The organism is Mesorhizobium sp. B2-4-18, assembly GCF_006441385.1.
Taxonomy (GTDB): domain Bacteria; phylum Pseudomonadota; class Alphaproteobacteria; order Rhizobiales; family Rhizobiaceae; genus Mesorhizobium; species Mesorhizobium australicum.
On the sequence record NZ_VFUW01000015.1, the window covers coordinates 52,870 to 68,179 of the forward strand.

A 15,310-nucleotide genomic window follows, 5' to 3' on the forward strand; every position below is an offset into this window, starting at 1 on the left:
TCTACTCCTCCTCATATGCGTCCCTGAAGTCTGCGCCGATCTCGCCCAGGAAACTCGATTCGGCACTCTGGGCGATGTCGCGATGGCGTCTCTGATAGAGCTCCCACAGCTTGGCGTTGCGCCCGCCCGAGAGCAGATTGCTGATGGCGGAATTGGATTTGAGCTCTTCTTCGATGGCGGCTGGATCAAAACGGTCGATCATGCGCCGAAGTGCCGCCTGAACGCCCCGCCAGGCGCGTACGTGATGCTGTGCAAGGTCCTTCACCGCGTCGCTGATCGCCGCCTCGCCTGAGAGAAAGCCCGGGCTGCGTTCGGAGATGATGGTGACGACGACATCCTCGACCGTGGGCAGGAATTTAAGCGGATTGACCTCGGAGGCGCCGACCACAGTCTGGGCGACGCGCGCGCTTCCCTTCTCCTCGGCGCGTTTGCGCAGCAGCTGCATCAGGCCATCCAGCATCAGCCGGTATTCACGCCCGAATTTTTCCATTTCGGCGATCGCATCGCGCCCGGGAAAATCAGCCTCCTCGACGCCTATGCCGCGCAAGAACGCGGCACGAAGCGCCATATCGCTTGGCGCTGGCTGCGCAGCGGGCGCCGGCTTCGACGCTGGCGCGGCGCGGCGCGGCGCCGGCGATGCGGCTGCCTGCACCGGCATGTCCCAAGGATTGTCGGCGCGCGGCTTTTCAACCTGGTGCTGGGCGCGTCCTAGCGGATCAGCGCCGTTGGTGACAGGCGGCGTTGCGGGGGGCCCGAAACTGAAATCGTCATCGAAGCTGGCCGGCTTCGCCGGCTGCCAGGACGCATCGTTGCGCGAAGACATGTCACCCAGCCCAAACGGATCCGGCTGACCCGCAGCCGGGCCGTCACCGGCCTGCGGCGTGGCCACAGGATCGAGGCTGAACGGGTCATCGAAGGCAGGCGAACTGCGCTGGTTCGATGCGCGATCGTAAGCCGCAGGGACAGGCTGCTCGAACGGGTTCGGCAGATCCGCCGGGCGGGGCTTGCGCGGTTCTTCCTCGATCTTGACCGAGAAGAAGTCATCGCCGCCGATGCTGGCCGGCGTTCGTGCTCCCGGAGGCGACCACGCCGGTATGGGATGGCTGGCGGCCGGGGCCAGGCCGACTGCGGTCTGGCTCATTTTGGACTGAACCTCGACGTGAAACACGTAGTCGCCCATGCGCAGCCGCATGCCGTTCTTCAGCCGCATCGACCTGCCAGGTCCAAGAGGGCTGTCGGCTTCATCGACGAACAATCCGCTGCTCGATGTGTCGGTCACGAAATAGCCGTCCCGGTCGCCCTTGATCGTGCAATGCGCGCGCGAGACGAACATGTCCGGGTCGTCGATCTGCCAGCCCGCATCGGCGCTGCGCCCGATCACCAACTCGCCCTCCTCCAGCCGGCTCTGCCGGACGACTTGCGAGCGGGGGCCCTGTTCCAGGGTCAGCAGCAGGCTCATGCGGCGGCCTCCGGCATTTCCGGCCGCCAGCCGACGATAGTGTGCAATCTCAGATCGTCGGCGTCGCCCATATTCGTGGGCCGTTCCAGCCAGGCCGTGCGGCCAAGCTGGACGGTCCCGACCCGGGGCGGCGGTACGGCATCGCGCGCCAGCACGATGCGCAAATCGACATCGAGCGCCTCGCCGATCATATCGCGCACCGCCTTCTTGAACAGGCCGAGACGCCGCTCGCCAGGCAGGAACGACTTGAACTCGTCGAGGCTCAACGGACCGACGCGCAATTCGATCCTGCTCTGGCGGCTGAACACCCGCGGCCCGATCGTCGCGCCGCGTCCAAGTCCGGCATAGGCCTTGCCGAGACGCGTCTGCAATGCCATTGGAATGGTGATCCAGGCGGCAACGAACTCCTTGATCCGCACCGGAACCTTGAAGGCGGTCGCAAGGAACAAAGTGAGCCGCTCCACGCCGTCGACCTGACTGGCCAGCGACCCAGCCTGTCGCAGTCGCACAGCGTCGAGTTCGGGATCCTGCGTGCCGGGCAGGCCGATGCCGGACATGGCCTCCAGCATGGCGCGAACGCGCCCGCCGACGGAACGCTCGACCTGCACCGCTGGATGCGCGTCGGCCCAGGCGCGGTAGTAGAGCGCCATCATGCGGTGCTGCAGGATGTTGACGAAATCGACGAAAGTCGTGTCGCTGGTCTGCTCGGCATCGGCTCCGGTGAACCAGCGCTGCGAAAGCCGGTCGAGCACCCAGCGCGTCAGATGCAGCGGCATCGGTCCTTCCGGTCCAAGCAGCCCCAGATTGGCGACGGTCACCCTTGCCAGGGCCTTGTCCCCGCCCTCCTGGAACTTGACGACGTCGCGCGCCGAGAAGCTCAGACGCACATGCTGGCCCAGCCTCGCCGGCTCGCGCTCGGCCGTTCCGGAATGGCCGAACAACCCGCGGCGCTGCTCCAGCCGTCGCAGCAACTCGAAAAAGTCGAAGTCCTCCGACAACATTTCGGCCGCGACCGTTGCGGGCTGCGCTAGATCAGGTAGCGATTGCCGGGCGTCATCGGCCATGGCACATCCTCCTGCTTCTGCAGCAACCGCGTACGGGTCCGCACAAAACCGTTTATCCCCGCATGGCGGGCGAACAGCCGCGAAAGCAGGGCCGAAAGCAGCAGTGAGCTTTGCCCCGCCAGCACGGACTGGTCGACATGCAGCGTTACCTCGGTGCCGCGTCCAAAACACATTGGCCCGTCAATTTGCAGCCTCTCAATCACCGGGCGCGAATCAATGCGCACGATCGAATGCACGTTGCGGGCAACGGCCGGATCGCCCCGATCGGCATAGAGGTCGAGCAAGGCATGCAGCGGATCGACTCCCCGGCCTTCCTTGGCAAGGCTGAGGAAGTTGAGCGAGAGCTGGGCCACCAGACGCCAGGCGAGATTGTCGGCGCGCGATTCGCCTTCAGCGCCGCCCGGCAAGGATGCCGGGATCGCCGGCTGCGGCGGCCGCAGCGCTCCAAGCAAGCGAACCGCTTCGACTGGATCTGCCGTCTCCAGCGTCAGCGTCGGCGTGTCGTCCAGGATCGGCAGGTCGCGATTGGTGCAAAGCGCCACGATGCCGAGACGCTTGAGCAGCCGGTTTGGCACGCTTCCTGCCGGCCGCGAGACGGCGATAAAGACGTCGTCGCCGGTGTAGGAGGTGCGGGTCAGGCCGTCGCGCCGCTCGTCCTCGGTGGCCCGGCGCGGACGCCGCTCGGTCGAATAGACCCAGCCGCTGCCGCGGTTCTGCCCCAGGCTGAACAATTCGGGAATCGTCGCCTCGCTGCTTTCGGCGTCGGCATCCTCGACTTGTGTGACCCGAAAGATCTCGAAATCCCGCGCCCGGGTGCGGTCGGCATGCAGCACCTGACGCGTTTTTCGCGGATCGATTTCGATGTCGTTGCATTCGCGTTCGAAGAGATTGATGACCGGCGTCACGAACAACTCGAAATCGGCAGCCGTCACATCGGCGAGTTCTGGCACCGCACGCCGGAACAGGAAGATGATCTCGATCGCCGCCTCGCATGTGCGCACCACCGGCTGGAGGCCAGCAACCCGTACATAATGGAAGCGCTCCGGGATCATGAAATATTCGCGCAGCAGCCGGTAGCCCTCGAAGGTCGTACGGGTTCGTGGCATCAACGCTTCGTCGTCGCGAATGCCTATCATTTCGGGCTCGGGCAGCGCTGATAGCGGATTGGCCTTGCCCTGGGCGCGCGCGCCGAGCGCCGAGCAGGCGCCGAAGATTGCATCGAAAAGCACCGGCGCCTTGGCGCGCCCGGCGAAATAAAGGTCGAGACGGTCGAGCGACAAGTCGCTGAGCTTTCCTTTTCCTGTCCGGGCGAGCGTTACCCGGAACGCCGCCTCGGCGCGCACGCCGCCGATCGGCGCGATTGCGGCGGCGGCGAGCGCGCTGCGATCCTGGAGATAGCTGACCGAGGTGACGGCGATCGGCCACAGCGTCACCTCCTGCGCGGTGGTAAAGGTGGAGCGTGTCGAAAGCCCTGGATGCAGGGCAGAGACCAGCCGTGTGCCGCGCGCGATGGCGTGACCTGCGAGCATCGACTGCACTTGCTGGCCGGGTTTTAGGACCGCCATCGCCGTCGCCGGCGCCGGCGCGACCAGATCGGGATAAAGCACATCGAGCACTGCGCGCGAGAAGCGCGAGCGCTCCGCGTCGACCTTCAGACGGGTCCGCGCCGCCAGGAAGGCGACGCCGTCGAGCAGCCGTTCGACATAAGGGTCGGGACATGGGACCGTGTCGAGGGAAAGATTGCGGGCGACCGCCGGATGCATGTCTGCGAATTCCGCCGCCAGGGCGCGGATATGGGTCAGTTCCTCTTCGTAATACTCCACAAAGACCCGATCCATCTCAGGTCTCCCTGAATTCGGTTCGTGCCAGCCCGTTGTCGAGATTGATCGTGGTGCGCAGCCGCATACGCTCCGGTGTGGGGGCCATGATCAGCACCGCGTCGATCTCGATCTTCAGGCCGATGTTTTTGTCGCCGAGCGTGACGTTGACGATCGTGGCACTCTCCTTCAGGCGCGGCTCGAAGGTGGCCAGCACCGCGCGGATCTCTCGTGCCAGCGAATCGCGGTCGAAATCCCTCGAAGAACGGCCGGAAAAAGAGGGCACCCCGAAATTGACCACGCTTCGGCGCACCTGCGGAAAGTCAGTGAGCGAGGGCAGTTCGTCCAGGGGCTGTTCGTGTTCGGCGTCGGAGAGCATCGGTTCGGATTCGAAGCGCTCGGTGTTGAACAGGGCCTCGATGTCGCGGCGCACGGCCTCTCTCAACACGCGTGCCGAAACGACCACGCCGCGGCCTTCGATCTCGGCGCGATGCTGGCTCTGGAAGACCAGCCGGTGCAGGCGCCGTTTTTGCTCGGATGTGAGTTCGGCGTCGGCGTCGATAGCGCGTGCGCTGCCGGCAAGAAGACCCTCGACGCGCTCGGCGCCGAGTTCTTCATCCAAGAGACGGCGCAGCCCCTCGATCTCCGACGTCAGCCCAGGCAAGTCGTTGACGAGGCGATCCCAAAGGGAAGGCTGGACCGCCTCGCGCCTTGCCCGCGAACTGCCGCCAGGCTGCGCTCTCGCGCCAGGCCGCCTGGTCTCACTTGCCGACATAAACGTCCATTTCGATCTCGTCGTCCTTGTCGTAGACGAACTTGATCTTCTTGTAGGCGAAGCTGACTTCTTCCTCGATCAGGTCCGCCTCGTCGGGAGCCTGCCGCATGTCGTATTCCATGATCGACGCGTCGGTGAGCGTCACGACCAGATAGTCGCTGGTCTCGCCGTCAATGGTGCGCCGTGCCGAAAACACCACCTCGTCGAGCGCCTTGTTCTCGAACAACGCCTTCTTCAGATATGGCGACGACTTGTCGTAGTGCTTGAAGAACTTGATCATTCCCATCGACACACGGCCGCGTCGCGAAAGCGAATTCGGATCATAAGGCGCCATCATCTTGTAATCGACGCCATGCACTTCGATCTCGTCTTCATGCCCGTCGCGCTTGCTGGGCCCCTTGATGTCGGGAACTTTCAAAAAACCATCAATCTTCATTGAAGGAGCATCGCTTCTGTCTGTGGTCGGCATTGTCTTTCTCCACCGCTTTCAAATGAAACAGGATGATGACTTCGCTGCGCTTCAGCCCTTCACGGACGGCAGTTCCGACACCAACCGCAGCGAGGCGTTGATGCCCTCCAACTGGTAATGCGGACGCAGATAGAAACGGGCGTTGTAGTAACCGGGTCTGCCTTCGACGCTGTCGACCTGAACCTCGGCCGCGGCAAGCGGTCGCTTGGCTCGCGCCTTGTCGTCGGCAAAGGCGGGATTGGCCAGCACGTAGCGGTTGATCCATTCGGTCAACCATGTCTCCATGTCGGTGCGTTCCTTGAACGAGCCGATCTTGTCGCGCGCGATCGCCTTGAGGTAATGCGCAAAACGCGAGACCGGGAAGAGATAGGGCAGGTTGGCGCTCAGCCTTTCGTTCGACTGGGCGTCGGGGTCGACCAGACGCCCGGCACGCGTCTCGTCGTCCTGAAGCGAGTGCGCCCCGATGAAGGCTGCGAGATCGGTGTTCTTGCGGTGCAAGATCGGCATCAGGCCGAGCTTCGCCAGTTCCGCCTCACGCCGGTCGTCGATGGCAACTTCGGTCGGGCATTTCATCGCAATCGAACCGTCGTCCGTCGGGAAAGCGTGCACCGGCAGGTTGAGCACCGTGCCGCCATTCTCGACGCCGCGGATCTGCGTTCCCCAGCCATAGAGCTTGTGGCTGCGGTTGATGTTCACGCCCATCGGGAAAGCGGCGTTCATCCAGACATATTTGTTGTGGTCGCCGCTTACCTCTTCCTCGAAGGTGAAGCCCTTCACCGGAACGGTCTCCGAGCCGTAGGGCAGGCGTGCCAATACGCGCGGCATGGTTAGGCCGATATAGCGGGCGTCCTCGCTCTCGCGCAGCGACTGCCATGAGGCATAGGCCGGGTTGTTCACGATCATTTGCAGGTCTTGCGGGTTCGGCAGTTCCTGCCAGCTGTCCATCCGAAACAGCCGCGGCGAGGCGGCCGCGATGAAGGGGGTGTGCGCCGAGGCACAGACACCCGAGATGTTGCGCAGCAGGCCGACGTCGCGCGGGTGGTTGGAGAACTCGTAGGCGCCGATGATGCAGCCGATCGGCTCGCCGCCCAGCATCGAGTACTCGTCGGTGTAGACTTTCTTGAAGATTGGGCTCTGGTCCCACATCTGGCCTTCATAGTCTTCCAGCGTGTCGGCCAACTGCTCCTTGGAGATGTTCATCACCCGGATCTTCAGCTTGGTATCCGTCTCGGTGTTGTTGATGAGGTACCAGAGACCCCGCCAAGTGCCCTCCATCTCACGCACTTCGGGGGCATGCAGGATTTCGTTGACCTGCGTCGTCAGCATCTTGTCGATGCCCGCGATCAGCGACTTGATCGACTTGATCGCGTTGGACGAGATGGTCGTCGTCTCGGATCGGGACTGAGCGGCCAGCGCCAGGTTGCGCACCAGTTGCTGCAGCTTCTCGGTGTCGTCCTTCCTGACCTTGAAATCCTTTTCAAGCAGGCCGCTGAATTCACCCAGATCTATGGCCTCCGCCTCGGCGGTTGCGACTGCGGTCTTTTGCTGTTCAGCCATGACTTACTCCTCGCCCTTGCCGTCGGACATCGCCTGGCTGGCGATCTTGCTCAGCAAAGGCTCGTTGTTGAGAAGCTGCGCAATGCGCTTTTCAGCATCGACGCGGCCATCCATGAAGCCCAGCAGTTCCTCGAGTTGCCGCCGCATCTTGAGGATCTCGGCCAGTTGCGGCACCTGCTCGGCGATCTTGTCGGGCGCGAAATCACCCATTTTGGAGAAGGTGAGATCGATCGCCATTTCCTCGTCCCGCTCGGCACCTTCGGCTTGCGGCAACGTGTTCTTCACGCGCGCCTTCACGCGCGGTCCCATCGCTTCCATGAATTTGGGAAAGCGGTTGGCGTCGGTTTCGACGAAATTGCGATCCAGAACCGACTTTGAAGCTTCCTTGGTCTGCGAGGCGCCGGAAAGGTCGGCAATGACAGCCATGACGAACGGCAACTCGATAGTCGTCGGGCTGCCGTAGGTTTCGACGTCATAGGCGATCTGCACGCGCGGGGCGCGGTTTCTTTCGATGACCTTCGCTTTGCTCTCTGCTGGCATGATTGTTACCTTTCATCCTTCTGGGCCGGCTTCTTGGGATCGGGAACACCGGCAAGCAGCCGGAATTCCTTCAGCCCCGACGGGGCGAGATCTTCCATCAGTTCCACGAAATCCATATGCACCATGCGGCGGACGCGCCGGGCGAGATGCGGGATCGGGCTGGACGGCTCGGTGCGATCGTAGAATGCGACCACGAGGTCGAGGCATTTGACGACTTCGTCGCGCGAATTGAGGCGCTCAGGCAGGCCGATGCTGGTTTCCGCCAAGTTTGCCACACTTGCCATCGTCTCGGCTCCATGGCCATTTCGGGTGGGTGTCGATGCCGGTTGAGACGGCTGCGCTGCAGGCTTTGCGGCACCGTTGGCGACCGCGCTGGCACTGGTATTCCACTCCAGCGTCGTCAGCAGTCGCTGCAGGAACTTCTTCAAATCCGGAACGGCTGCACCATTGCCGTCGATGCGGGCATTGAGCGCAGCATCTACCGCCTGCAACGCCGAAATGGCGGCGCGCGCATCGCGCAAAAGCGTCATGATGGCGTCGGCGTCCTGATCGGCCTGCGCCGCGCATCCCGTGCGTACCCGGTTCAGCATCTGGTTGTGGGCCGCAGTCAGCGCCGCCCTTTCGGCCGCCCCCAGGCCGGACGCAGCTTCCTGGAGCATGACGCGCTCGTCGAGCGCGGCCTGTTCGAGGTCTCGCCCGCCGATCGGCCCGATCGCACGCGGTGAGAAGAACACGGTCTGCCTCAGGTTGGCCAGCAGGCCGTCCTGGCCGTTTTGGAGCTCAAGCAGCGCATTGATGCGTCGCAGCGCCGCGTCGCGGCCCGTGGCGGCCGTGCGCAAAGCCGGGTGCATCGTATCCCAATACTGGTCGAACGTCCTTGCGATCAGGTTCAACCCCTGGGCGAGGCCCGCGAGCCTCTCTTCGTTGGCCAGCGCGCGCGTGACGATCACGAGAAGGCGCAAATCCCGGCCGCGCGATTGTAATTCTTCGGCTTTTTGCAGGACGGTCGCCCAGTCGACCGAAATGGTTGACTGCGAAGCCTTGTTGCCGCCCTCGTGAACGACCTTGATCTGTGCTTCCGTCAGCCGCTCCAGCTCGTGAAAAGCCGGGTCGTTGCGCAAATCCACTCCCGACGGGTTGTCACCGTCCAGAGGATTCAGCCAGAGTGCGAGATCAACCACACTTACCCCCCGCAAGCCGCCCCGTGCCCCCCATATGACGTAACGTTATCATCGGTCCCCTGCCACGACAATTGAGCAGATGCTCGAAAACTAACAGAAGCTGAATGCTCAGTTATCTTTCAACGAAACCCATGGGCGATCGGAGGACCCGGTATGCGCAACGTCGTTGGCATCGCAGTGCTGGTTCCTAGCGGGAGTTTGCTAGTCTTGTGTAACGACAAGGTGCCGCCCGAACGGGCCAAAAGGGCCCGCTCGTCACATGGCTTTGTCAAGCAGCCGCTTCTGTGGCAGGGTAGGGTCAGCAGATTTCGGGGGCAGGTTCGAATGGAACAGCGCCGGTCGTCGCAGAGTTTCAAGCGCAAGGAACTCGTTGCGAAGCTCAATCCCACGGGGGTGCGCGCCTTCAAGGCCGCCGCCGACACGGCCAAGTTGCGCGGCAACCCTTATGTCGAACTGGTCCACTTCGTCCAGCAACTGGTGCTATCTGAGCGCTCGGACGTGCAGATGATCGTCGCTAATGCCGGGCTGGATGTCAGCCGGCTGACGGCAGATATGACCCGTGCCGTCGACAAGCTGCCCTATGGCGCGACCTCGCTGGAGGAATTCTCCGATCACATCTTCCACGCCATCCAGGAAGGCTGGAACCTGGCCACACTAGAATTTGGGGTCGAGGAGGTGCGCAGCGCGCATATTCTTCTGGCATGCCTGAAGACACCGGTGCTGGAAGGTCTAGTTTCGAAGATCAGCGCTGAATTCGACAAGATCGACGCGGATGGGGTTATCGCCCGCTTTTCGGATGTGGTCGAAGGCTCTCTCGAAGCCGGCTCACCGCCTGCCGCAGTTGCCGCCGAAACGTCGATGAATCGGGGCCGGGGGGGCGACTCGGCACTCGCCAAATACGCCACCGACCTCACCCAGCGCGCCCGCGACGGCAAGATCGATCCGGTCGTCGGACGCGATGCGGAGATCCGCCAGATCATCGACATCCTGATGCGGCGCCGGCAAAACAACCCGATCTTGACCGGCGAGGCGGGTGTCGGCAAAACGGCGGTCGTCGAGGGCTTTGCCTTGCGCATTGCCCAAGGCGACGTGCCGCCGGCGCTTCAGAACGTCAGCGTACGCATGCTCGATGTGGGGCTGATGCAGGCGGGCGCCAGCGTCAAGGGCGAGTTCGAAAAGCGGCTGAAGGCCGTCATCGACGAGGTCCAGCAGTCAGAGATCCCGCTCATCCTGTTCATCGACGAAGCCCACACGCTGATCGGCGCCGGTGGCGCGGCGGGAACCGGCGACGCCGCCAATCTCCTCAAACCCGCTCTGGCGCGCGGCGAGCTTCGCACCATCGCCGCCACGACCTGGGCCGAATACAAGCAGCACATCGAGAAGGACCCGGCGCTGACCCGTCGGTTCCAGGTCGTCAAGATCGACGAGCCTTCCGAAACGGTCGCCGTATTGATGTTGCGCGGTGTCGCCGGCGTTCTCGAGCAGCACCACCAGGTGCAGATCCTCGACGAGGCGATCGAGGCCTCGGTTTCGCTTTCGCACCGTTATATCGCGGCCAGGCAGTTGCCCGACAAGGCGGTCAGCCTACTTGACACCGCCTGCGCGCGCGTTGCCATCTCGCAGCACGCGACGCCTGCCGAGGTCGAGGACATTCTGCGCCGTCGCCAGGCGCTCGAGGTCGAGGAAGGGATCATCTCCCGCGAGGCGGCGATCGGCATCGACGTGACCGACAGACAGGCGCGCGTAAAGGCCGGGTTGGCGGAAGCCGAGACCGCGCTTGCGGCAGCGCAAGAGCGCTGGGACCGAGAGAAGGCGCTTGTGAGCGCGATTCTCGATCTGCGCGCCAAACTCCGTGGCGAGGGCATGCCCCTTGAGGCGCAGGAAAGCGGGGAAGCTCCGGGGCAAGCTGTCGACGCGCCAGCGGGCGAGGCGCCTAGGACACAGGCTGCCCACGAGCCTGCTCCTGCGCCCGATACCGCCGCTGATCTGGCGCGGCTTCGCGAATTGATGGCGGAACTCGCCGCAGCGCAGGGCGAGACGCCGTTGATCCTGCCCTCGGTGGACCGTAACGCGGTGGCGGCGGTTGTCCAGGACTGGACCGGCATTCCGACCGGAAGGATGCTGTCCAGCCAGACCGAGAAAGCGCTCAAGCTCGCGGCTACCTTGTCCGAGCGCGTGGTCGGTCAGGACCATGCGATGGAGATGATCGCGCGGCGCGTGCAGACCAGCCGCGCCGGTCTCGGCGCACCGGAAAAGCCGGTCGGCGTGTTCCTGCTTTGCGGCCCCTCGGGCGTCGGCAAGACCGAGACAGCCCTGGCGCTGGCCGAGACGCTCTATGGCGGAGAGCAGAACCTGATTTCAATCAACATGTCGGAGTTCCAGGAGGCGCATACGGTCTCGACGCTGAAGGGCGCGCCGCCCGGTTATGTCGGCTATGGCAAGGGCGGCATCCTGACCGAGGCCGTGCGGCGCAAGCCCTATTCGGTGATTCTGCTCGATGAGGTCGAGAAGGCGCATCCCGACGTGCACGAGATCTTCTTCCAGGTCTTTGACAAGGGAATGATGGACGATAGCGAAGGGCGCAGGATCGACTTCAAGAACACGCTGATCCTGCTCACCTCGAATGTCGGTTCCGAGGTCATCATGGACCGCACGAGGAACGGCACCCTGCGCACCGGCATCGACGATCTGGACACTGCTTTGCGCGGTCCGCTGCTGAAAGTGTTTCCGGCCGCTTTCCTCGGCCGCGTGGTGACAATCCCTTACTACCCGCTTTCGGACACGATGATCGAGGCGATCACCACACACCAGTTCGCCAAGATCGCGCGGCGTCTCAAAGCCAGCAACCAAGCAGAGTTGGTGATCGGCGAGGGTGTCATGGACATGGTCAAGGCGCGCTGCACCGAGATCGAATCTGGTGGGCGCATGATCGACGCCATTCTCACCAACACGCTACTGCCGGAACTCAGCCGCAGCGTGCTCAATCGCACGCTCGAGGGCAAGAAGATGACAAAAGTCATCGTCGGCGCCTCGGCGCAAGGATTTACCTACTTGTTCGAATAGAGCCCGAGATGGGATTCGCGGTCACGCATTCGCGCAATCTAAGATCTTGAAGCACAATGCATGGACGGACGCCGTTAATCAACGCACCTTCGCCGCCAATCGGAGCTCTGCGTGGTCCGCAAATGACGCGCAGCCGCAGAGAGCGTGCCGTGCTTGGCGACCGCGAGCACAAATCTGAAATCATCCCAGTTCAATGTGCCCGCCACCTTTGCGGCTTGGACTGTCGGCTCGCATCCCGGCCGAAACGGCGTCTCATTCGTCAGGCGAGCCTCAGCCCAATTCCTCTCCGCACTGTCACAGAATCAACGAACAAAGGAGCGCCATCCGTAACTCGTATCGTATGATGTTCGTTCTCTGGATCGACGCTAGACAAATACGCTCACCCTTGAGCAGTGCTGGACCAGCGTTCACTCTCGACGGACGCGCTCGAACCATGGGGGCCGTCCTCTCCCTCCAACGCGTAAGCGCCCGGCTGATCCCTGCGCCTTCACCCGGGTGCGACACCGCAGGCCGAGCAATCGGTTCGCGCGGCTCAATGAGCAGTGGGAGGTGGCGATCTGGTAGCAGTGGCGAAATGCTGGCGCGAATGCGCGCGCCGCGCCAACTCATTCGGATCGCAGAGTCACGCGACTAGAAGGCGACCTTCAGTCCGAGCTTGGCGCCCATAGTGGAACTGTCGGACGACACCTTACCACGGACTTCGCCGTTGACGGTCGTCAACTCCGAGACCTTCAGGTTGAAGCCGGCCGACAGCGCCGCGGAAAAATCGGCATCGTCAAAGGAGATCATCCTGGTGTCGATTTCGGTCGTGTTCTTGTAACCGAAACGCTGCTGCAATTCGGCCCGTGCATAGGGGCTGAACACCATCCCGTTGCTTAGCTTGTAGTCGCCATAGATCCCAGGCTCGATCTTAAACGCGCCAAAGGAAAGCCGGCTCTTGCCGAACTGGTTGCCGCCGCTGTCGGTAAAGGAATCGCCGCGGAATGACACGCCAAGCAGGCCACCACGCAGGTCGAAACGGGTGCGCTCGCCCAAGGTGAAGATGTGGCCGACCGATCCCGTAACCGCATAGCCCTCGGTGTCATAGCTGCCTGTGGTGCCGAGCACGCCGTTGGTCACGTCGCTTCCGCCGAAGAAACCGGAGGCGGAGACCAGGGCGTAATTGGCGTCCTTGCGCAACAGCGCGTAGCCGCCGAACATGCCGGCCTTGTTGGTGCCCTCGCCTATGGCGTCAAATCCACGGAACGCGCCAAGGTTGACGTCTGTCGAGGCATAGCCGGCGAAAATACCGATGTTGAGACCATACTCATTGTCGAACTGGAAATGCTTGGCGGCATTGAAATCCAGGCTGATCGCGGCCGAAAAATCATTGGCATCGAAGCTCGGACCGGGGCCATTCAAACCGCCGCCACTGATAGTGTAGCCGTCATGCTCGCTATGAGCGAATTGGCCGGAGGCAAAGACGCCGAAGCTGGACGAAACCGGCACCATTCCGGATCCCGATGCGGGCGAAAGGGGGAGGTCAGCATCGATCGCGTCGCGGTTTATGCCGTAGAGAGCATCGATTGCCACCGTGACCGCCCCGGCGTTGGTGGCGCTGATCGGCGCCGCCGCAATACCGAAATTGGCCGGCGTTGCGCGCAGGAACAAGCCCCCATTCGGGCCAGTGACGATCGCATAGGTGAAAAGTGAGCCCAGGGTGCCTGGAGTGCCTTGGATGTTGAAAATCCCGGCGATCGGCCCGCCGGTCGAGACGATGATCGGAATATCGGTCGCCTGCGTGAATTGGGGCGTGCCCAGCAGGTTGACGATGATGGTGTTGACCCCGGTGGCCGAAAATGCGTTGGCGACGAGTTGATCCGACTGCAGCGTCTGTTGATTGATGTCGAGGCCGATGCTTGCTCCATTGAGGGTGAGGCCGCCCAGCGTCAACACGTCATCGGCGGCACCGTCCGTCAGGTTGATCAGCGAATTCGTCGCGATGATCGAACCTGGCATAGTGACGTTGCCGTTGATGAACAGCGTCGAGCCATTGCCGAGATTGAGTTGGTTGATGCCTTGCGTGCCACCGCTGAAACGGAGCGTGGAATGGTCGGCGGAGAAACTATCGAACCCTGCGAAATTCTGGCTTTTGCCGCCGGCAGCAAGGTCGGTATCGGTGACGGTGCCATTGGCATTGGTTCCACTGAAAAGAACGTGATCGCTCAGATTGAGCGGATCGACCGCGCCGGATCCGTTGATGATCAGCGTGTCGGGTCCAAGGCCAGTGATGTCACCGCCGATAGTTCCGCCGGAGAGCTGGACGTGGTCTGCGTCGATGCCACCCTTGATGGTGCCGCCGGAAACCGAAACTTGGTCGAACCCGGCTCCGCCGCTGACATTGCCGTCGACGGTGCCACCAGATACCGTGATCGTATCATTGCCTGCGTCTCCGGTCACGGCGCTGTGGACCGTGCCACCGCTGATAGCCAGCGTGTCGTTGCCATCGTCACCGCTCAGACTAGCGTCGAGGACGCTCCCGGTCATGGTGAAGTGGTCGTCGCCGTCGCCAAGCCCGATGGCACCTCCTCCTTCCGAATCGCCGTGAATAATGGCGCCCTTCTTGATGGTGACGCTGTCGGCGCCGCCATTTGTCAAAACAGAACCCGCGACAATGCCGCCGTCGCCATCGGCCAAGCTTGTATCGTGTCCTATGATGATGGTGTCGGCGCCATCGCCACCGATGACTGAGCCGCCAATTTCACCGCCGGTCAACTCCAGCGAATTGTTGCCTTCGCCAAGGGAGACGCTCAGAATGGTGCCGCTGTGGATGGTGACCGTGTCATCGCCCGCACCAGTGTCGAGATTGGCATCGACTTGCGGCGCAAACGGCTCACTGTTGAAAACCCCATCGGACATGTCGAACCGGTCGTTGCCGCCAAGGAGTTGAATGGTCCCCGTGCCCGGCTGCAAGGAGGTCGTTACCTCCGAGCTTATCGGCGGCAGGCCACTTACGCTGGGTGTCGCCGTACTGTTGTTCAGGATGCCGCCAACGATGTTCACAACGTCGTCGCCATTGCCGTCATAGTCGTTGACGATGACAGTCGACGAACTGTTGTCTTGCCCTTGGTAACCCTCGAACCCCGTCGTGAATACGCCGCCGAAGTCCTGGACAGTTCCGGCTGTGTTGCACGAGGCCGTGACCGACGTCGTTTGGAAGGTCGTTACGGCGGAGACGCCAGACCCGACTGTTGTCGAGGCGCCCTCGGCGGTGGCGGTGCAGGCTGCCGCGCCAGACATTTGGAACGTGGACGCTGCCGCTAACGCAAGCAACGGGACACCCCCCAGTTGATAAACCCTGCGCGGCACTCTCATTCGACCTCACTTACGAGAAATCGATACCGTC

Annotated in this window: 10 protein-coding genes; 1 reads left to right on the forward strand and 9 read right to left on the reverse strand. The window is 62.7% G+C overall.

Annotated elements, in window-relative coordinates:
• Position 1 precedes the first annotated feature (1 nt).
• From tagH to tssA, 8 genes are all read right to left on the reverse strand, one after another.
• The gene (gene tagH / locus FJ527_RS27070; RefSeq protein WP_140824486.1) at positions 2-1,459 is read right to left on the reverse strand and encodes a type VI secretion system-associated FHA domain protein TagH; all 1,458 of its coding nucleotides are present in this window, start codon (positions 1,457-1,459) and stop codon (positions 2-4) included.
• On the reverse strand, positions 1,456-2,523 hold the full coding sequence (tssG, locus tag FJ527_RS27075; protein ID WP_140824487.1) for a type VI secretion system baseplate subunit TssG: 1,068 nt from the start codon (positions 2,521-2,523) through the stop codon (positions 1,456-1,458). The genes tagH and tssG overlap by 4 nt, the downstream gene beginning before the upstream one ends.
• A complete protein-coding gene (tssF, locus tag FJ527_RS27080) occupies positions 2,487-4,361 on the reverse strand; it encodes a type VI secretion system baseplate subunit TssF (protein ID WP_140824488.1) in 1,875 nt (624 codons plus the stop codon). The genes tssG and tssF overlap by 37 nt, the downstream gene beginning before the upstream one ends.
• A 1-nt stretch (position 4,362) precedes the next feature.
• Positions 4,363-5,115: a type VI secretion system baseplate subunit TssE gene (tssE, locus tag FJ527_RS27085; RefSeq protein ID WP_140824489.1), complete on the reverse strand. Its 753-nt coding sequence runs from the start codon at positions 5,113-5,115 to the stop codon at positions 4,363-4,365.
• The gene (locus FJ527_RS27090; protein ID WP_181166515.1) at positions 5,102-5,551 is read right to left on the reverse strand and encodes an Hcp family type VI secretion system effector; all 450 of its coding nucleotides are present in this window, start codon (positions 5,549-5,551) and stop codon (positions 5,102-5,104) included. The genes tssE and FJ527_RS27090 overlap by 14 nt, the downstream gene beginning before the upstream one ends.
• 84 nt (positions 5,552-5,635) lie before the next feature.
• On the reverse strand, positions 5,636-7,141 hold the full coding sequence (gene tssC / locus FJ527_RS27095; protein ID WP_140620043.1) for a type VI secretion system contractile sheath large subunit: 1,506 nt from the start codon (positions 7,139-7,141) through the stop codon (positions 5,636-5,638).
• Between the two features lie 3 nt (positions 7,142-7,144).
• Positions 7,145-7,681: a type VI secretion system contractile sheath small subunit gene (gene tssB / locus FJ527_RS27100; protein ID WP_140620028.1), complete on the reverse strand. Its 537-nt coding sequence runs from the start codon at positions 7,679-7,681 to the stop codon at positions 7,145-7,147.
• A gap of 5 nt (positions 7,682-7,686) precedes the next feature.
• Complete coding sequence (gene tssA / locus FJ527_RS27105) at positions 7,687-8,862, reverse strand: type VI secretion system protein TssA (protein ID WP_140824490.1); 1,176 nt, start codon at positions 8,860-8,862, stop codon at positions 7,687-7,689.
• A 324-nt stretch (positions 8,863-9,186) separates the two neighbouring features.
• Here tssA and tssH point away from each other — a divergent pair, with 324 nt between their 5' ends.
• A complete protein-coding gene (gene tssH / locus FJ527_RS27110; protein WP_140722550.1) occupies positions 9,187-11,925 on the forward strand; it encodes a type VI secretion system ATPase TssH in 2,739 nt (912 codons plus the stop codon).
• A 630-nt stretch (positions 11,926-12,555) separates the two neighbouring features.
• Here tssH and FJ527_RS27120 read toward each other — a convergent pair.
• On the reverse strand, positions 12,556-15,204 hold the full coding sequence (locus tag FJ527_RS27120) for an autotransporter (RefSeq protein WP_246677818.1): 2,649 nt from the start codon (positions 15,202-15,204) through the stop codon (positions 12,556-12,558).
• Positions 15,205-15,310: the final 106 nt, after the last annotated feature.

Excerpts from the sequence above, each read along its gene's own strand:
- tssB (WP_140620028.1), bottom strand. The coding sequence starts at position 7,681 with ATGCCAGCAGAGAGCAAAGCGAAGGTCATCGAAAGAAACCGCGCCCCG.
- tssF (WP_140824488.1), bottom strand. The coding sequence starts at position 4,361 with ATGGATCGGGTCTTTGTGGAGTATTACGAAGAGGAACTGACCCATATC.
- FJ527_RS27120 (WP_246677818.1), bottom strand. The coding sequence starts at position 15,204 with ATGTCTGGCGCGGCAGCCTGCACCGCCACCGCCGAGGGCGCCTCGACA.
- tssC (WP_140620043.1), bottom strand. The coding sequence starts at position 7,141 with ATGGCTGAACAGCAAAAGACCGCAGTCGCAACCGCCGAGGCGGAGGCC.
- tssH (WP_140722550.1), top strand. The coding sequence starts at position 9,187 with ATGGAACAGCGCCGGTCGTCGCAGAGTTTCAAGCGCAAGGAACTCGTT.
- tssE (WP_140824489.1), bottom strand. The coding sequence starts at position 5,115 with ATGTCGGCAAGTGAGACCAGGCGGCCTGGCGCGAGAGCGCAGCCTGGC.
- FJ527_RS27090 (WP_181166515.1), bottom strand. The coding sequence starts at position 5,551 with ATGAAGATTGATGGTTTTTTGAAAGTTCCCGACATCAAGGGGCCCAGC.
- tagH (WP_140824486.1), bottom strand. The coding sequence starts at position 1,459 with ATGAGCCTGCTGCTGACCCTGGAACAGGGCCCCCGCTCGCAAGTCGTC.
- tssG (WP_140824487.1), bottom strand. The coding sequence starts at position 2,523 with ATGGCCGATGACGCCCGGCAATCGCTACCTGATCTAGCGCAGCCCGCA.